Origin of the sequence: Undibacterium sp. GrIS 1.2, assembly GCF_040544435.1 — a bacterium.
Classification (GTDB): domain Bacteria; phylum Pseudomonadota; class Gammaproteobacteria; order Burkholderiales; family Burkholderiaceae_D; genus Undibacterium.
Map to the genome: position 1 here is coordinate 33,482 of NZ_JBEONP010000035.1, position 18,128 is coordinate 51,609.

General features: G+C 47.7%; 14 protein-coding genes. 7 read left to right on the forward strand and 7 right to left on the reverse strand.

Annotated features, from left to right (window positions below; all coding sequences use genetic code 11):
- Positions 1-30 precede the first annotated feature (30 nt).
- The gene (locus tag AAKU61_RS15205; RefSeq protein ID WP_354333577.1) at positions 31-789 is read right to left on the reverse strand and encodes a substrate-binding periplasmic protein; all 759 of its coding nucleotides are present in this window, start codon (positions 787-789) and stop codon (positions 31-33) included.
- Positions 790-1,101: 312 nt separating this feature from the next.
- On the opposite strand from AAKU61_RS15205, the gene AAKU61_RS15210 reads away from it, so the two are divergent.
- The 5 genes from AAKU61_RS15210 to AAKU61_RS15230 all read left to right on the forward strand — a co-directional run bounded on the left by AAKU61_RS15210 (position 1,102) and on the right by AAKU61_RS15230 (position 6,129).
- Entirely contained in the window at positions 1,102-1,506 is a 405-nt protein-coding gene (locus tag AAKU61_RS15210) for a DUF4431 domain-containing protein (RefSeq protein ID WP_354333579.1), read from the forward strand.
- 187 nt (positions 1,507-1,693) lie between these two features.
- Positions 1,694-2,155, forward strand: a complete 462-nt coding sequence (locus AAKU61_RS15215) for a hypothetical protein (protein ID WP_354333580.1) — start codon at positions 1,694-1,696, stop codon at positions 2,153-2,155.
- Between the two features lie 311 nt (positions 2,156-2,466).
- Positions 2,467-3,477 (forward strand): M14 family zinc carboxypeptidase, encoded by a 1,011-nt coding sequence (locus AAKU61_RS15220; protein ID WP_354333601.1) that lies wholly within the window; start codon positions 2,467-2,469, stop codon positions 3,475-3,477.
- 25 nt (positions 3,478-3,502) lie between these two features.
- Positions 3,503-4,255 carry an alpha/beta fold hydrolase gene (locus AAKU61_RS15225; protein ID WP_354333582.1) on the forward strand — a complete coding sequence of 251 codons (753 nt, stop codon included), beginning with the start codon at positions 3,503-3,505 and terminating at the stop codon, positions 4,253-4,255.
- Positions 4,256-4,902: 647 nt separating this feature from the next.
- The gene (locus tag AAKU61_RS15230; protein ID WP_503012620.1) at positions 4,903-6,129 is read left to right on the forward strand and encodes a haloacid dehalogenase-like hydrolase; all 1,227 of its coding nucleotides are present in this window, start codon (positions 4,903-4,905) and stop codon (positions 6,127-6,129) included.
- A 9-nt stretch (positions 6,130-6,138) separates the two neighbouring features.
- Here AAKU61_RS15230 and murI read toward each other — a convergent pair whose 3' ends face one another.
- The 3 genes from murI to AAKU61_RS15245 all read right to left on the reverse strand — a co-directional run bounded on the left by murI (position 6,139) and on the right by AAKU61_RS15245 (position 9,362).
- Positions 6,139-7,050, reverse strand: a complete 912-nt coding sequence (gene murI / locus AAKU61_RS15235; protein ID WP_354333586.1) for a glutamate racemase — start codon at positions 7,048-7,050, stop codon at positions 6,139-6,141.
- A gap of 21 nt (positions 7,051-7,071) precedes the next feature.
- Positions 7,072-8,595 carry a fumarate hydratase gene (locus tag AAKU61_RS15240; protein WP_354333588.1) on the reverse strand — a complete coding sequence of 508 codons (1,524 nt, stop codon included), beginning with the start codon at positions 8,593-8,595 and terminating at the stop codon, positions 7,072-7,074.
- A gap of 155 nt (positions 8,596-8,750) precedes the next feature.
- Entirely contained in the window at positions 8,751-9,362 is a 612-nt protein-coding gene (locus AAKU61_RS15245; protein WP_354333590.1) for a TIGR00645 family protein, read from the reverse strand.
- A 437-nt stretch (positions 9,363-9,799) separates the two neighbouring features.
- Here AAKU61_RS15245 and acs point away from each other — a divergent pair, with 437 nt between their 5' ends.
- Complete coding sequence (gene acs, locus AAKU61_RS15250; RefSeq protein WP_354333591.1) at positions 9,800-11,782, forward strand: acetate--CoA ligase; 1,983 nt, start codon at positions 9,800-9,802, stop codon at positions 11,780-11,782.
- 453 nt (positions 11,783-12,235) lie between these two features.
- A complete protein-coding gene (locus AAKU61_RS15255; protein WP_354333593.1) occupies positions 12,236-13,495 on the forward strand; it encodes a helix-turn-helix transcriptional regulator in 1,260 nt (419 codons plus the stop codon).
- Here the strand turns inward: AAKU61_RS15255 and AAKU61_RS15260 are convergent.
- From AAKU61_RS15260 to dbpA, 3 genes are all read right to left on the reverse strand, one after another.
- Entirely contained in the window at positions 13,461-13,826 is a 366-nt protein-coding gene (locus tag AAKU61_RS15260; protein ID WP_354333595.1) for a hypothetical protein, read from the reverse strand. The two genes, AAKU61_RS15255 and AAKU61_RS15260, sit on opposite strands and share 35 nt — an antisense overlap.
- Positions 13,827-13,854: 28 nt before the next feature.
- Complete coding sequence (locus tag AAKU61_RS15265) at positions 13,855-15,897, reverse strand: C1 family peptidase (protein WP_354333597.1); 2,043 nt, start codon at positions 15,895-15,897, stop codon at positions 13,855-13,857.
- Between the two features lie 529 nt (positions 15,898-16,426).
- Entirely contained in the window at positions 16,427-17,812 is a 1,386-nt protein-coding gene (gene dbpA, locus AAKU61_RS15270) for an ATP-dependent RNA helicase DbpA (RefSeq protein ID WP_354333599.1), read from the reverse strand.
- Positions 17,813-18,128: the final 316 nt, after the last annotated feature.

Genomic DNA, 18,128 nt, shown 5'->3' on the forward strand with positions numbered 1-18,128 from the left:
GAGATAGCAATACACGATTCAATCCTCAAATTACTGACACCCAAGCGTCTGTACCAATGTTTTGCAAGGAATATAGCGGTCTCTGATCCGCACATATTCTCCATCCTTTATGATGCTCTCAAACGCTGCATTGAAGCGGCTGACAAATGCGGTATCGATCGTTTTTTTACTAAACGCGATCATGGCAAGATCATCAGAAACGACGATAGCGCTTTTGATGATGTCATTACTTAAATTGAGCTGTTGTAGTTCGACCAGTCCGGTTGCTTCATCGGCGATCAGTCCATTGATGCGTCCGAGTTGTAACATCTTCCAACCATTGGTACGACTATAAATCGGATTTAAGTGGGTTAAGAACGCCGGATTTTTTGATAACGTAGCAAATTGCTTACCGTAAGAAACGTCAATCTGAGTGCCAAGCTTAAAGTCAGTTGCCATGATGTCTTCAAGGCTCTTTAACGGATATTTTTTAAGAGACGATTTCGCAACAAACAAGACGTTGGGAGATCGATTGATGACTCTTGAAAAGAGTGCAAAGCGATCGCGTTGCTCGGTCTTTAAAGCACCCGGCAGAATATCTAGCCGTCCTGCTTCCAGTTCTGCCAAGGCACGCGCCCAGGGTAGTTCAACAAACTTGGCTGTGCATCCCATTCTTTGTAGTACAGTTTTTACTGTGTCTACATAATAGCCAACCAGGACGCCATCTGCGTTCAAGGATGAATATGGTTTGTCGTTATCCCAGCGGACAGTTTTCTCACAGCTTTCAGCATTGGATGATTGTAGTGACATCCAGACGACACATACCGCAAAAAGAGCGCTAGCTCGATTAACAGTCTGCACTCTGACCTTATCTGATCTTGTATCGAATTGTTTTGGCAAGGTGGACGCTACCATTTCTTTTGATCATATCTTGCAGAGTATAGCGATGCCGGATCGCTGCGCTGTAAAAATTTTGTATTTAAAATAGCTATATTCAGGTCGTCTATTTAGACTGGCAGAGCAGATGGCAAAAACCTGTTTACTCAACTGCCTATGAAAGCGATTTTTGTAGGGTGTGAGAAAACTATTTAATTGGTCTAATGTATCGAGGAGTTTTGTTCAATGAGAACACTTTTAAAGCTATTTCTTTTTATAACTGTATTGCTGAACACACCGGCTTTCGCTGCCACGGATTGCCTGTCTTATGAACCAGTGAAGGTCAAACTTGCTGGTAAGCTACATCGTGCGACCTTTCCCGGCGCACCTAATTTTGAAAGTATTAAAGATGGCGATACCGCTGAGACGGGGTTTTATCTGACGTTGACGCATGCGATTTGTACTGTGACTACTCCCGGCAGCGAGCAAACAGCATTTGCCTCAGTCAAAGAAATTCAGTTAGTGCTGAACCAGTCGCAATATAAAAAATTACGTCCTAAACTGGGCACACAGATCCAGCTTAGTGGGTCGCTCTTCTCTGCAATCTCTGGACACCATCATACGGATGTATTGCTCCAGGTGGATGAGTGATCTAAGTTTATTTATCCCACATAAACTAAATGAGCTAATTTTTTTACGTAGTTAGTTTAAGATTTTTCCAAGTTAGGAATTGGAGTGTCCGTCAACATTCGTATTATGATGCTGGATAATATAGACACACTTTTTTTGATGTAAAAGCTTGTTCATACTTATCCCCGTTATTTTTAAGGAGCTACTAATGGCCCAACGAATGACCCCACTATTCGCTCGTGCTGCATTGCTGATGAGCTTGTCCGTTTGTGCTTCAAGTGCTTTCGCGCAGGCTGAAAAAACGGCAGCCAAAGCTGTTCCGTCTAAAGTATCTGGCACCGGATTTAAGACCGTCGCTTCAGCGTTGGAGGCGGTCAATGCAAAGCCTGATGTATCGGTCAATACCACGCCTGACGCATGGACTATCATTACCGAGGCTGATGGGATGACGATCTGGTCGTTCACTCCACCAACTTATCCGGCTTATCCCGCAGTAGTAAAGCGGACATTAAAGAATCGGTCGAACGGCGATCTTTACGTCGAGATGGGCGTGTTGTGCGAGGCGAAGAAAACTATTTGTAATAAGCTGGTTAAAGACTTCGAGAATCAAAATAAAAAAATGACGAAGCAGCTTAAAGAGGGCGTTAAAAATGCTCCGGATCAAAACTGAGACAAGCTGATTACCAACCGTTGAAGGTGAGATTGACTAAGAAGAGTTTATAGATAGGACTTACGCAAAACCGCCCCGGCTGTGTTGTAGGTTCTAGCTGTACTCAAGTACTATCTTCGTCGCTACGCCTTGCCGGGACAATTTTGCGTAAGTCCTAATTGATAAATTAAGTAAAACTTCTCTATGCATCTTTAGAGATGGTCCGTATTTTTCACTGGAAAGTGGCAATTTCTGTGTTCGCCTTGCTTTCCTTGCAGTTGTCTACTAGCATCGCAAATTCTATTTCTACCGCCATCGCTGCCGCTACTATCATGCCTGCTCTGCCTGAAATGCAAGAATTGGAACGCATCCTTACCCTTGGGCGAGGGCATCTGGAGGCGTCTGTTGCTTGCGAGGTGAGTGTCAAACATAAGCGTTTTCCTGTCTACAAACTTTGTTTGGGTAATCCTGATCCTGGTGTGCCGGCGATAGGATTTTTCGGTGGTATTCATGGTTTGGAGCGGATTGGTACTCAGGTCTTGCTGAGTTTTTTGCGTGTTCTGATCTCGCGGCTGGCGTGGGATAAAAGTCTGCATCATATGTTGCAAGACGTGCGCTTGGTGTTTATGCCTTTGATTAATCCGGGTGGAATGTGGCAGGCAACGCGTTGCAATCCGCAGGGTGTGGATCTGATGCGTAACTCCCCAGTGGAGGCGGCAGATAAAGTGCCGTTTTTGTTGGGCGGACATCGTATTAGCCGCCATTTGCCTTGGTATCGTGGAGTTGCTGGCGCGGAGATGGAACTAGAGAATCAAGCTTTATGCAAAATTGTGCAGGATGAATTGTTAAGCCGCCAGTTTAGTATTGCGGTTGATTGTCATTCGGGTTTTGGTTTGCGTGACCGGGTATGGTTTCCGCATGCGCATAGCGTGCATCCGATTGAGCACATCGCCGATATTCTCTCACTGGAAGAATTGTTTCAGCAAACTTATCCCAATCACCGTTATCTGTTTGAGCCGCAAAGTCTGCAATACCAAACCCACGGTGATATCTGGGATTATCTGTATCTGCAGGCGCAGCAAGATCCGTCCAAAACTTTTTTACCATTTACTCTGGAAATGGGGTCATGGTTATGGGTGAAGAAAAATCCGCGCCAATTATTTTCGCGGCATGGCATGTTTAATCCGGTGGCCGAGCATCGCCTGCAAAGGGTATTGCGTCGCCATACAGTCTGGTTGGATTTTTTAATGCGGGCGACTTGTGGGCATGAGCATTGGCTGACCAAGGGGCCAACCCGTTGCCGTGTGCAAGAGCGTGCTGTAGCGCGCTGGTATCGGCCATGATGCGGCACATGAAGCGATCCTCGAGATGACAAGCTGGGTACTGTTACGCGGCTTGATGCGAGAGGCGCGTCATTGGGGTGATTTCCCTCAAGCGTTTCAATCTGTAGTTGGCGATGCCGCCATCGTGACTTTAGATTTTCCTGGTAATGGTCGCTTGTATCAGCAAGCCAGTGCGACCAGCGTAGACGCAATGGTCGAATCTGTGCGCGCACAACTGCTGGCATTGGCTTATCCGCCTCCTTATCAAATAGTTGCCTTGTCGCTCGGTGCAATGGCAGCGGTGGCATGGAGTCGTTTGTATCCGGGCGAAGTCGAGAGGATGGTACTAATCAACACCAGTCTGGCGCCGCATAATCCGTTTTATCATCGCCTGCGTCCTCAAAATTATCCTGCTTTACTTGGTGCTTTACTACGTGGCTCGGTCGAGCAGCGCGAGGCACTGATTATGCGGATTACCAGCAAGCAAACTGACACGCAGCAAGCTCCGGCATTGTTGAAGCGATGGGTTAGCTATGCAGAGGAATGTCCGATTAGCCGTAAAAATATCTTGCGGCAATTATCGGCGGCGCTGTCGTATCGTGCACCTTATGCCGCGCCACAAATGCCAACCTTATTGCTCGCAGGCTTGGGTGATGACTTGGTCAATCCTGCATGTTCGCGCACATTAGCGCAATTGTGGGATTGTGAAATTCGATTGCATCCAAGCGCCGGGCATGATTTGCCTTTGGATGATGCAGGATGGGTAATGCAGCAAATTGCTGATTGGCTATCAAAGTAATACTGACTCAATAGTCGTATTAGATATCAAGGTAGGTCGCCGTTTAACATAAGCTGGATAGCTTGTTAAATTGAGCTAAAAATTCCCCCATGTGTCATTCCAGCGCAGGCTAAAATCCAGTGATCTGTCCTTGATGACGATAAAGTTTCACACTCAATCACTACCTTCGCAGAACTATTTGATCAGTCATTCTACGAGTGTCATTAAATATACTCCTATCTAGTAAATATAGAGTGTCCATATAATCATTGGACAATAAGGCATAAATCAGAAAAATAAAGGGGAGTATATGATTTCTTTAAGCTTGTGCTTGCTAAGCTGAGGTACTTCCTTTGATTTGCACAGATGCTAGGACGGCTCAGATTTAGGTGCGTAGAAAGAGAGCAAGTACGAGAATGAGCTTCGATTGTCGTAAGCCGGTCATAAATCATTCTTACACTTGGGCTATTTATTTTCTGTGGAGAACCGTCATGCTCAAGCGCCCAAGTCAACTAGCGAAATTATTAGTCAACCAATCGAGCGCTGAATCGGTAACGCCAGACATCACTAAGTCCATAACGCAGCATACTTCAGCAGCAGTGGCTAAGCCATCCATTCAACGCCGTCATCTGCTGCAAGGTATTTTGGCCGGTGCGGCAAGTGTAGGTATGGTTGCTAGCGCAGAAGCGCAAACCAAACCGTTGCGTGCAGTCTTTGAAGTCAGTATCGATAGCGCTAAATGGTCACCGCGTAACAGAGAGTTGATCGAAGCGTTGATTGCTAAACATGGCAATACCTCAAAAAAATACTCTGCCAAACGCCGTCCCTACGCCGTATTTGATTGGGATAACACTAGCATCATGAATGATTGTGAAGAGGCTTTGTTGATGTATCAGATCAACACCTTGTCCTTCAAGCTGACACCGACAGAATTCTCTGCGATTATTCGCCAAAATGTCCCCGCCGGAAAATTTATGGCGGACTATAAAAATGCCGCAGGTAATGTCGTAGATTTAGAATCTATTTGCAGCGATCTGGATGCTGATTACGCATTTTTGAATGCGAATTTCAAACTCATGAACGGCAATAAATCGCTGGAAGAAATTACCCAGACAGAACAGTTCCAGGATTTTCGCGCCAAGCTGTATTTCTTATATGAGGCAATTAATGATACCCACGGAGTTGCGGTCGGTTATCCATGGATTATCTATTTCTTCACCAATATGAGTGTCGCCGATCTGAGCAAATTGGCTGAGGCGTCCAACGACGCTAACCTTGGCATGAGTCTGACCAAGACTAAATATACGAGCCCCCTTGCTTTGTCTGGCAAGGCCGGTGTGATCACTACCAGCCATTTTCATGGAATACGTTTGGCGACCGAGATCGCCAGTCTGATGAGCGCGTTCCGCAGCCACGGTATTGATGTATATGTCAGCACAGCGTCTTTGGAAGACGTGGTTGCCGTCTTTGCGACTCAGCCCAAATATGGTTTTCATGTCGAACGTCAGAACGTATTGGGATTACGTTTAGAGAAGGACGGCGAGATTTTTAAAAATGTCTATCGCAAGGATTGGCCGATTAATTGGGGGCCAGGAAAATCCGAAGTGATCAAGCGGGAACTGGTCGCGAAGAAGGGCTATGGTCCGATCTTTGTTGCTGGCGATAGCGACGGTGACTACGATATGCTGCGCGATTTTTCAGAGACCGAATTGAGTCTGGTGGTGAACCGGCTTAAAAAAGGCAAGATCGGAGAATTGTCTAAACAGGCTGCTGACAATTTAGCTCAGGTACATCCTCGCTTTGTATTACAAGGTCGCCAGGAATCTACGGGTAATTGGCTGCCGGCAGAAACCACGATTAAGTATGGCAAAGCCGTAGCTGCGCTGCTGGCGTAAGGAGTTTCGCTAGTTAGCGAGTTTGGAAGAGACCGATAAATGCATAATTTCTCGGTCTTTTTCTTTGATGTGAAGTAGTCGGTCAAGTGCATATGCCAATGTCGTTGAGCTGCCTGTGGTGTAGACAATTAACTTGTTTGCTGTGTCGATAATGGAGTGTGAGTTCGAATCTGGTGCTGCTTTTGAATCTGATACGGCCCTAGTCGCGTGTTCAACATTGCTCGCCAACAAGCGCGTTAATTGTTTGCTGACTGCTTTGCCAGTATCGATTAATTTCACGCTAGTTTGTGGATTACTGGTGTTGAATTCAGCAATGATTTTTAAAATCAGCTCAGCGACAAACGGGTAGTGGGTACAGCCAAGTACGATCGTATCTGCACCTTGCTGCAATAACGGAGTTAGGTATTGGTGCAGCAGGCGGACGGTCTCTGCTGAATGCAGTTCGGCTTTTTCAATCTGATTGACTAAGCCTACGCAGGCTTGTGAAAAAAAGCGTGTTCCGGTTTCTGCCGTTAACTGATCTCTTAGGGCGATGAACTTTTCACTTTGCAGTGTTGCTTGTGTCGCCAATACGCCGACGATGCCGTTCTGACTTTGTTGTGCAGCAGGCTTTAAGCCTGGTTCTACCCCAACCAGTATCAGATCGGGATAAGTGTGGCGTAATGCTTTAATCGCCGCGGCAGTGGCGGTATTGCAGGCGACTACCAGCGCTTTACAGCCTTGTTCTGTCAAGAACTGTGCGGCGGCTAGACTGCGTTCTACAATCAGCGATTCCGGTTTGTCGCCATAGGGCGCAAATCCAGAATCGGCGAAGTAGATCAGATGTTCGTTGGGAAGGTCTTTACGGATATGCTGAAGTACCGACAGACCGCCGATACCAGAATCAAACACGCCTATGGCTGCGTCAATTTTTACATTCATAGGCGTATTTTGTTAACGAGATTAAGAATTTGTGACCGGGATAATGCCAATCTTGGCTTGCCATTCTTTAGGACCAGTGTTGTGCACTGAGGTACCGTTAGAATCGACCGCAACCGTCACTGGCATATCAACTACGTCAAACTCATAAATCGCTTCCATGCCCAAATCGGCAAAGCCGACCACGGTTGCAGTTTTGATTGCTTTAGAGACGAGGTAAGCCGCTCCGCCCACCGCCATCAGATAGGCTGACTTGTGGTTTTTGATGGATTCGATTGCGGCCGGGCCACGCTCTGCTTTACCGATCATCGAGATCAAGCCTGTTTTTTCCAGCATCATGTCGGTGAATTTGTCCATCCGTGTCGCGGTGGTAGGACCTGCGGGGCCAACGGCCTCGTCGCGTACCGGATCGACCGGACCAACGTAATAAATGACGCGGTTCGTGAAATCGACTGGCAAGCTCTCGCCTTTGGCCAACATGTCTTGAATCCGCTTATGGGCAGCATCGCGACCGGTTAACATTTTGCCGTTGAGCAGCAATGTCTGACCCGGCGTCCAGGAGGCGACTTCTTCTTTGGTCAGGGTGTTGAGGTCAACGCGTTTGGATTTTTCGGTATCCGCTGTCCACTGTACTTTTGGCCAGGTAGAGAGCGATGGCGGATCCATATAGACAGGACCAGAACCATCCATTACAAAATGCGCATGGCGTGTCGCTGCGCAGTTAGGGATCATTGCGACTGGCTTCGATGCTGCGTGAGTCGGATACATATTGATCTTGACGTCCAGCACGGTAGTCAATCCGCCGAGACCTTGTGCGCCAATGCCCAGAGCATTGATCTTGTCGCAGAGTTCTATGCGCAGTTCTTCCGTTTTGTTTTGTGGGCCACGCAGCTTTAATTCATACATGTCGATGTCTTGCATCAAGGATTCTTTTGCCATCAACATAGCTTTTTCTGCAGTACCACCAATACCGATACCGAGCATGCCCGGCGGACACCAGCCTGCACCCATGGTCGGGACGGTTTTCATCACCCAGTCAATCAGAGAATCGGACGGATTGAGCATGACAAATTTGGATTTATTTTCAGAACCACCGCCTTTGGCTGCGACCTGAATATCAATCGTATTGCCTGGTACTAGTTCCATATGGATTACAGCAGGGGTGTTGTCTTTGGTGTTTTTACGGTCGAACAACGGATCAGCGACGATCGATGCGCGTAAGACGTTATCTGCATTGGCATAGCCTTGACGTACACCTTCATTCACTGCATCGGTGATGGAGCTGGTGAAGCCTTCCAGGCGCACACCCATACCAATTTTCATAAATACGTTGACGATGCCGGTATCTTGGCAAATCGGACGGTGGCCTTCCGCGCACATACGCGAGTTGGTCAGGATTTGTGCAATGGCATCTTTGGCCGCAGGACTTTGTTCCGCTTCATATGCACGTCCCAGATGGGCAATGTAATCGGCAGGATGGTAATAGCTGATGTATTGCAAAGCAGCGGCAACGGATTCGATCAGGTCGTCTTGTTTAATGACTGTCATGATATGGCTCTTGGCTAAGTAAGAAAATCGGTGTTGTTAGGTAAAAATGTGAAGTCGTAATTATGTTTTATTGGTATCGCATTTGTGTCGCACGCATGGCAGCTTGGTGATCGCCATGTACACGACAGAAAATAATGACTGAGGCATTTTTATACTTAATGACTGAGTTTTTTATGCGTTTCGTTCTGAGTTCTGGTCAGCAGATTGTCGCAGTAAGCAATCGCCAGTGCTGACAATAAAAAGGCAATATGTATTACCGTTTGTGCGATCAATGTCTTTGCATCATAGGCCGAGGCGTTAATAAACGTTTTCAGCAAATGGATAGAAGAGATACCAATAATTGCCATCGCCAATTTGACTTTAAGCACGGTCGCATTGACATGGGATAGCCACTCCGGTTGGTCACGATGACCCTCAATGCCAAGACGCGAGACAAAGGTTTCATATCCGCCGATGATGACCATAATCAGCAAGTTAGAAATCATTACAACGTCGATCAGGCCAAGTACAACCAACATGATTGTGGTTTCATTAAGTTTGGTTGGGCGCGTCGCATTGGTAACGCTGACAGCATCCAAAATATGATCAAGCGCAGATTGATTGCCCAAAGCAGCGCCGATTAAGTCGCTAAGTTCTACCCAGAAATGAAATACATACACTGCTTGTGCGAGTATCAAACCTAAATACAGCGGCAGTTGTAACCAACGGCTGAAAAAAATGATGCCAGCAATAGGGGAAAGTTTACGTGGTGCGTCAGGTGTTGACATAGTCAGAATCACAGGTGGGGAAAAAACTAAATTAGCCCGTATTTTACACGGCGACAGCGTGGATGGTGAGTGTTGATACAGGCAAATTGTACGAGCGTAAGGCTTCAGTAAGTCTCTGCGCCTATGGTATGGGCTATCGTCATGGCTGTAGTAGTTACGCTAACATTGGCTGCAAAGGCTTGTTTCATAAAGAGTTGCTATGCTTAATTGTCTCGTGCTGTTACTGCTTGTTCATATACCAAATGTGCTGCTTGAGACTGCATCCATTACGATCATAAAACTAGTTAACACCTCAATAGATATTGCAATCGACATTGATGTGTGAGTCTGTTGATTGATGGTAATTTATGGCAATAGCAACAAGCTCAGTGAGTGTAAATTGAATTTACACTGAGCCAGAACGATACTCAACTAATTACAATAAGCTGGAGATAATCATGCCTGACCTCGACGCTGTCAAAGCCGAAACCCGCGTTTTCCCCCCACCTGCTGCGTTTGCTGCCAATGCCACTATTTCTGGGATGGATGCCTATCAGGTTCTCTGTGCAGAAGCTGCGCAGGATTATGAAGGTTTTTGGGCCAGATTGGCGCGAGAAAATCTGCACTGGCACACACCATTCAATAAAGTGTTAGATGAATCTGAAGCACCATTTTATAAATGGTTTGAAGACGGGTTATTGAATGTGTCCTATAACTGCCTAGACGTTAATCTGCAAAACGGTAACGCCGATAAAGTCGCCGTGATTTTTGAGTCAGACGATGGTGACGTGACCAAGGTGACCTATAAAGAATTACATCAAAAGGTCTGTCAATTTGCCAATGGATTGAGGTCGCTCGGCATCAGCAAAGGCGATCGCGTTGTCATCTATATGCCAATGTCGGTGGAAGGCGTCGTTGCCATGCAAGCTTGCGCCCGGATAGGTGCGACGCATTCGGTAGTGTTTGGCGGATTCTCTGCCAAGTCGCTGCAAGAGCGGATTGTGGACGTGGGTGCAGTTTTGGTCATTACCGCAGATGAGCAAGTGCGCGGCGGCAAACATTTGCCATTAAAAATAATCGTGGATGAGGCTTTATCCTTAGGTGGTTGCGAGAAGGTGCGTAATGTCGTGATCTACAAACGCACTGGTGGCAATGTGCCGGTAGTGGAGGGGCGCGATCTGTGGATGCATGATCTGGTGGCGATTCAATCCGATGTGTGCGAGCCAGAGTGGGTTAGTGCGGAGCATCCTTTATTTATTCTCTACACTTCTGGCTCAACGGGCAAACCAAAAGGTGTACAGCATTCATCCGGTGGCTACTTGCTATGGGCAATCCTGACGATGAAATGGACCTTTGATCTAAAGCCGGACGATGTCTTCTGGTGTACTGCCGACATCGGCTGGGTCACTGGCCATACTTACATTACTTACGGTCCATTAGCCGCGGGTGCGACTGAAATCGTGTTTGAAGGTATCCCGACTTTCCCTAATGCCGGCCGGTTTTGGGACACCATACAAAAACACAAGACGACGATTTTTTATACCGCGCCGACAGCGATCCGTTCCTTGATTAAAGCAGCCGATGGCGATGAAAAAATCCATCCTAAACAATATGATTTGTCTTCACTACGCTTGTTGGGATCGGTGGGTGAGCCAATTAATCCAGAAGCCTGGATGTGGTATTACAAGCATATCGGCAATGAAAAATGTCCTATCGTTGATACTTTCTGGCAGACCGAAACTGGTGGCCATATGATGTCACCATTGCCTGGTGCAACACCCTTGGTGCCAGGTTCTTGCACCTTGCCTTTGCCGGGGATTATGGCGGCGATTGTAGATGAAACAGGGCATGATTTGCCGAACGGGCAGGGCGGTATTTTGGTAGTAAAACGCCCGTGGCCGTCGATGATCCGTACCATCTGGGGCGACCCTGAGCGGTTTAAGAAAAGTTATTTCCCAGAAGAGTTTGGCGGCACCATGTATCTGGCAGGCGACGGTGCGATTCGTAATAAAGATACGGGATATTTTACGATTACCGGCCGGATTGACGATGTGCTGAATGTCTCCGGACATCGCATGGGGACGATGGAGATTGAATCAGTTCTGGTCGCACATCCTCTGGTGGCAGAAGCCGCAGTCGTAGGCAAGCCAGACGATACTACTGGCGAAGCAATTTGTGCCTTTGTAGTCTTAAAACGTACTCGTCCGATTGGTGATGAAGCCAAACAAATTGCGACTGAGTTGCGTAACTGGGTTGCCAAAGAAATCGGCCCTATCGCCAAGCCAAAAGAAATCCGCTTCGGCGATAATTTACCTAAAACCCGTTCAGGAAAAATCATGCGTCGTTTGCTGCGCGTGTTGGCAAAAGGCGAAGAAATTACGCAAGATATTTCTACATTAGAAAATCCTGCAATTTTGGAGCAGTTGAAGCAGGCTCAATAAATTTCTACTAACAGTTGCAGATCAGCCAACGTTTGACGCTAATTAATTAGTCTATGCTTTAAGGCAATACGCTTGATTTAATGCTCAGCGCCATCACTACTTTTGTAGTGGTGGCGTTTTGTTTTTGATCAGATCGGGTTTTAGGCCTATCACGACACTAGACTACTTAAAACACGTCGCTAGCCAGAGGTTTTAAATTCTTAATGATTAATATACTCCATATTAGTATATTTTAATTGTCCAATGAAAGTATGGACAATAACCTTATTTTTTATTTTTATAGGGGGAGTATATGAATATTCAGACTCAGACTGATCATTAGTATCGGACACAGACGATCAAAATAAGCTTGATGCCAGTCACTAAAATCCGCTAATTTTCTGGCCTAAATAGATTTGTAAAATTACATCTGGTGTTGTAATATTTATATCGTCAATATAAAAGAGACTCAGCATGTCTACGACGCTTGTTCCCTGCTCGAACGACGATGCACTACTGACGACGCTTTATCGTGCGGTCGGGCATGAGGCTCGTTGGGCTGACGTGCTGCGGGCTCTGGCTGAGTATTTTGGTGCCAGCGTTGCCATGTTGCGCGCTGCAGACAGGCGGCAGTGTGCGCATAGCTACTATCTGTCTTATAACTTATCGGATTCTGTGTCACGTGCTTATGCTGATTATTGGTGGCCGCATGATCCCTGGACGCCTGCCGCGTTTAAAAGTGAAGATTTTCGTGTGAGGATGACCGGGCGCGGTAGCGACTTAGTCAGCTTGCGTGATTTACGTCAGACGCGTTTTTATAAAGAGTTTTTATTGCGTATCCCGGTGGAACATTTGCTACTGAGTGTGATGACGGATAAAAATAGTGATGAGAGCCTTGGTTCTCCACCCGCGATTCTTAGTTTGTTGCGGGCGCCGGATATGGCAGATTTTTCCGACGCGGAGGTCGAACATTTATGCCGCTTGACGCCGCATATTCAGCGGGCGTTTAAGTTGCATTGGCAATGGCGTAGCAACCAAGTGCAGTTATCGGTATTTCAGCGCAGTTTAGATGGTCTTGATTTTGGCGTGATTTTTTTTGATGCTACTGGACGTATACTTAGCCTTAATACCAGTGCGAAAGAAATGATTGTTGATACCGATTATCGACAATTTTTTACTTCGCTGCCTCAGGTCGTTCCCGCTGGCGGTATGTTGGACGGTCTGGTACAAAAGACCGCTGCAGGTGAGGGCGGTCCGCTGACTTTATGTGGTTTTAAAAATCGCTTGCTAGCATTTGCATTGCCCATCGCCCATGTAGAAGAGACGACCGTCAATAGCAAGCTGGCGCGTTCTGCAGTGATGTTAATGCTGGTGGATCAGCAAAAACAGCCCGGCGCGGCGGTAGATTTTATGGTGCGCAGTTTTAAACTCAGTCCGGCGGAAGCGAAGATTTTGCCGCTACTATTTGACAGTCGTACGCCGACTGAAATGGCAGACATTTTGGGTTTAAAAATTTCTACTATCCGCAGCCAGTTATCATCGGTCTATGCCAAAACAGGTACGACGCGTCAGCAGGAATTAATCTTGTTATTAGGATCGGCACCACCAGTCAGAACGCCATCTTCTTCCGATCTACCAAAAAAATGCGTATTCCAGTTGTCTGAAATACGCATTCAATTTAACAAGATTTACAACAGGCTTACTTCACTTCCAACTGAATCTGCATTACGCTAATCGGATGCGCTTTATCCCAGGCGCGCACCAGTCTGGCAGTAATGAGATAACTACCGGCATCCGCTTGCACGTATAACTGGTAGTTCGGGCCATCACCTAGCTGTTTGGTTTGTCCCGTCACCTCAGAAATGCCTTTGGACGCATTACTCGGCATATCCCCCAATACGTTGCTTGCGACATCTGCAACGCGCGTCACACCGGATGGTAATTCAAGTTCCCAGTTAAAACCGGTGGTGCCGCTGTTACTCAGTGGCAGGCAAATCGCCGCACCGGCCACACCGGCCACAAGTTGCGCGGTGTGGTTTTGTGTTGGATTTGCCTCTGGGTTCATACTGTCAGCCTCCTGCTTATCTATTGGCTTAGCCACCTTCTGCTATGCCGCCTGCAACGGGCATCCATGGTTTCCATGCGGATTGTCCTGGCTGCCAATGTGAACTGATGACATTGTGGTCGGTACCAATCGCATAAATATCCAATTGATCCGGGCCTTTGCTTACCGCAAACACGGAGGTGTCTGCCGCTGCAGTACCGTTGGCAACACGCCACCAGCCATGCCACGAAGTAAAGCCAGGTTCCCACGCTGCAGTATAGACGCCATGATCCGTGCCAACGCAGAAAATATCGAGCTTATTCGCACTGCGAGAGACGCCAAACACAGAGGTATTTGGTGCCGCCACGCCGCCCTGCACACGCCACCAGCCATGCCATGAAGTAAAGCCAGGTTCCCATGCTGCGGTGTAGACGCCGTGATCCGTGCCAACGCAGAAAATATCCAGTTTATCTGCGCTGCGAGAGACCGCGTAGACGGACGTATTTGGCGCTGCCACGCCGCCTTGCACACGCCACCAGCCATGCCATGACGTAAAGCCGGGTTCCCATGCTGCGGTATAAATCCCCATATCAGCACCGACTGCAAAAATGTCCAGTTTGTTCGCGCTGCGTGAGACCGCAAATACTGACGTATTCGGTGCCACTTTAAGGTCGCCAATTTTCCACCAGCCACCCCATGACGTATTGCTTGGATTCCATGCGGCAGTGTAGACATGACCATCGGTGCCTACGCAGAATGCATCCAATTGATCCGGACAGCGTGAGACTGCATGAATCGATGTGCCAGGTGCAGCAACACCGCCCTGAATACGCCACCAGCCACCCCAATGCGCATTGCCGGGTTGCCATGCAGCAGTGTAAGTGCCGTGATCTGTACCAATGCAAAATAAATCCAGCTTATCAGCACTGCGTGATACCGCATGCATAAATGTGTTTGGTGCAGTAACGCCGTTTTGTACTGACCACCATCCACGGTAAGCGGTTTCGCTACCTTCCATTGCCGCGGTATATGTGCCGCGGTTGGTGCCGGGGGTAAATACATCCAGTTTGTTTAAACTGCGCGAGACACCAGTGACCATCGGTACTGTTGCCGGTTGGATTACACCATGACAGCCGTAGAAGGGTTCGCTATCGATATTGCATTGACCGTAGCCCATTTTGAAGAAGCCGCCGCCAGTGCCGTCAGCATGCGCCGCGCCACCAAAGCCAGTACCCCAGGAGTTACGGCAAATCCAGCACTGATCGATATCGGAATAACCAACGACCATGACGGCATGACCACCGCGATATTTGCCAGTGACATGTTTATATACACCACCGCCATAGCTATCAAAATCTTCATATACAGCAAAACCGCACACCATAGGACCGACGGTAGACAGGTAAGTTTTGCGGGAGTCACCAGTCCATGCGCTGTAATCGCTGATGGAATAGGTACGGAAAGCGCGATCTGCCTCAGCCCGGTTGTACGCCGCCCATAAGCTATTGGGGTCAGAAGGATTTGCCAGCTTTGGAGGATTGTCAAATGCAGACATGTACGGAAAAGTCGCCTCGGTCGCAATGCCGCGACCTTTGATTTGACCAAGTGCAGCATCATTATTCCAGCCGCCACAATTAGGACCATGCGATGAGGCAAAATGTTGATCTGCTTCCGACAGATTTAGATTTAATGCCCCGTGTTCTATCGCTGCCATCGCTGCGGTCATGCCCGTGGTAGCAAAAGAGACACAAGAGCCGCAATACATTTGATCTGTTACCGGACCAATTACACCGCGGTCGCGCCAATCAAAGGATGCCGGATGTGCACCGCCGGGTGATCCGGCAGGCGCGCTGGCAACCGCAGGAGCACTCAGCGTGCCGACCACATTGGTTGGGAAGAAAGCGCTCATCATCGTCGGAAAGCGCAGGCGCGTGACCGATTGGGCAACTAAAGAAGAGCGTTGGATGCTAGCTGCGTCCGAGGGTTCCCAGCCCAGTCCGCGTGGCAGTTGACCAGCCGGTGGCGTAAGAACACGCCAGCTCAGGCCTGCTTGGCTGATCGCCTGTTGTAATAGGTTTGTATCGAGTGCCATTTTAAGTACCTTCTATCGTAAGTAAATTAAGTCAATAGATGTCTTACAAGCGATGATTCTGCATCGTGAGCAGTGGTGGCCGCTGGCAAGAAACCGGTGCTGACGACTGAATAGAGATGACTTTTCGAACTTTATTAATTATTAAAATTTCTATTCAATTCGACATCTAAATAATGATTGAATTTGAGCGAATTAACATCCTTCACATGAAGGATAGAAATATACTTTTTATAATTAAATTAGGGTTCTTGCAGAAAAGTGAGGGGTTCTGCTGATGTGCTGCTGATATGCCGCTCACGTTGCTGTTGCGTTATTGAGCAATGTAGATGACGCTTGAAAACGGAGTGATGAATATACTGTCATGGGTATATTAAAGATGTCCATATAATAATTGGACGATAAGGCTGTTTCTATAAAAAAATGGGGGAGTATATTCTCTGGATGATATTTGAATATAAAAAAAGAACACAAAATAGTGTTCTTTAGATATTACCTTCGCATCGATGGTTATGCTGGCGTCACGCTCGCATTAGTAAATTGCCCGCATCCTGAATTGACGTCCTTTGATATTGCAGCGGCTTAATTTATCCAGAGCCTGTTCAGCGATCTGTCTGTCTAGCGCGACATAGGTCATAAATTCAAACACATTGATCTTGCCTACTTGCTCTTTGCTCAATCCCACATCGCCGGTCAGGGCGCCGAGCAAATCACCGGGACGCAGTTTGTCTTTTTTGCCGCCCATGATGCAGATGCTGACCATCGGTGCTTGCAGGGTAGTGTTGGAGGTCGCATCCAGTTCAGCCAGTTCATGCCATTGCACTGATTGACCCTGGTATTCTTCGATGAGCTTGACCCATTTTTTCTCGCTTGGCGTTGCCAGACTGAGCGCTAAACCTTTTTCGCCAGCACGACCTGTACGTCCTATGCGATGAATATGGACTTCAGTATCTTTGGAGACATCAACATTGATGACTGCGCCCAGAGTCTGGATATCCAGACCCCGTGCTGCAACGTCGGTGGCGACCAGTACTGAACAACTTTGATTAGCAAAACGGACCAAGATTTCATCACGCTCGCGCTGCTCCAGGTCGCCGTAAAGCGCCAGCGCATTGATGCCCTGCGCTTGCAATTCATCTGCCAGTTCGCGGCAATGGATCTTAGTATTACAAAAAGCGATCGTCGAAACCGGCTTGTAATGCGATAACAAGCGTGCTACCGCCGCATTGCGTTCTTCTGGCGTGACCAGATAAAACAGTTGTTCAATATGGCTGCCGGTGTGTTGCGATTCCACTTTGATTTCTGCTGGATCGCGCAAAAATTGCGCGCTGGCTTTGCGGATGTCGTCAGGGTAAGTAGCAGAAAATAATAGCGTCTGACGGCGTGGTGAACACGCCGCAACAATGCCGTAGATATCTTCATAAAATCCCATGTCGACCATACGATCTGCTTCATCGAGCACCAGCGTCTGTACGGTATTTAAATTGATACTGCCGCGACCGATATGATCCAGAATCCGTCCCGGTGTTCCCACCACGATATGCGCGCCATGTTCCAGCGAGGCGATTTGCGGACGCATCGGCGCACCACCACACAAGGTCAAGACTTTGATATTTTCTACCGAGCGCGCCAGGCGACGTAATTCATTCGATACCTGATCCGCCAGTTCACGCGTCGGGCAGATCACCAAGCCCTGCACCGCAAAATAGAGTGGATTGAGCTTGGCAAGGATGCCCAGACTGAACGCCGCCGTTTTACCGCTCCCCGTTTTTGCCTGCGCAATCACGTCACGTTGCTCCAGAATCAAGGGCAAGCTCGCTGCCTGGATCGGCGTCATCTCTAAATAACCGAGACTTTCCAGATTGGCCAGCAATGGTGCTGACAAGGGCAGGGTATTGAATAGGCTAGGATTTGTCATGGGAGGTATTTCCAGAAAACGATCAGATAGTACAGCGGCAACGCAGTCTAACATCCCCATCATTTTTATCGTACTGCGGGAGACAACACGATACGACACGATAGCGCGGCGGAGAGAGCTAAGTTGCTCGTCCTAAGGATGATTACACATCCCAAGGGAGAATTAATGTGCAGAAAACAAAAAAGTCCTTGAGTCTGAAGAGTCAAGGACTTGAAATTGATTGGTTGCGGGGGCAGGATTTGAACCTACGACCTTCGGGTTATGAGCCCAAAACTAGAGGGGCTTAAAACAAGAATATTCAATAAAATCAACGGCA

Bases quoted from the DNA above. Each gene is read 5' to 3' on its own strand.
- AAKU61_RS15245 (WP_354333590.1), bottom strand. From the start codon at position 9,362: ATGTCAACACCTGACGCACCACGTAAACTTTCCCCTATTGCTGGCATC.
- AAKU61_RS15230 (WP_503012620.1), top strand. From the start codon at position 4,903: ATGGTTGCTAGCGCAGAAGCGCAAACCAAACCGTTGCGTGCAGTCTTT.
- AAKU61_RS15260 (WP_354333595.1), bottom strand. From the start codon at position 13,826: ATGAACCCAGAGGCAAATCCAACACAAAACCACACCGCGCAACTTGTG.
- acs (WP_354333591.1), top strand. From the start codon at position 9,800: ATGCCTGACCTCGACGCTGTCAAAGCCGAAACCCGCGTTTTCCCCCCA.
- AAKU61_RS15240 (WP_354333588.1), bottom strand. From the start codon at position 8,595: ATGACAGTCATTAAACAAGACGACCTGATCGAATCCGTTGCCGCTGCT.
- murI (WP_354333586.1), bottom strand. From the start codon at position 7,050: ATGAATGTAAAAATTGACGCAGCCATAGGCGTGTTTGATTCTGGTATC.
- AAKU61_RS15215 (WP_354333580.1), top strand. From the start codon at position 1,694: ATGGCCCAACGAATGACCCCACTATTCGCTCGTGCTGCATTGCTGATG.
- AAKU61_RS15220 (WP_354333601.1), top strand. From the start codon at position 2,467: ATGCCTGCTCTGCCTGAAATGCAAGAATTGGAACGCATCCTTACCCTT.
- AAKU61_RS15225 (WP_354333582.1), top strand. From the start codon at position 3,503: ATGACAAGCTGGGTACTGTTACGCGGCTTGATGCGAGAGGCGCGTCAT.
- AAKU61_RS15205 (WP_354333577.1), bottom strand. From the start codon at position 789: ATGTCACTACAATCATCCAATGCTGAAAGCTGTGAGAAAACTGTCCGC.
- AAKU61_RS15210 (WP_354333579.1), top strand. From the start codon at position 1,102: ATGAGAACACTTTTAAAGCTATTTCTTTTTATAACTGTATTGCTGAAC.
- AAKU61_RS15255 (WP_354333593.1), top strand. From the start codon at position 12,236: ATGTCTACGACGCTTGTTCCCTGCTCGAACGACGATGCACTACTGACG.
- AAKU61_RS15265 (WP_354333597.1), bottom strand. From the start codon at position 15,897: ATGGCACTCGATACAAACCTATTACAACAGGCGATCAGCCAAGCAGGC.
- dbpA (WP_354333599.1), bottom strand. From the start codon at position 17,812: ATGACAAATCCTAGCCTATTCAATACCCTGCCCTTGTCAGCACCATTG.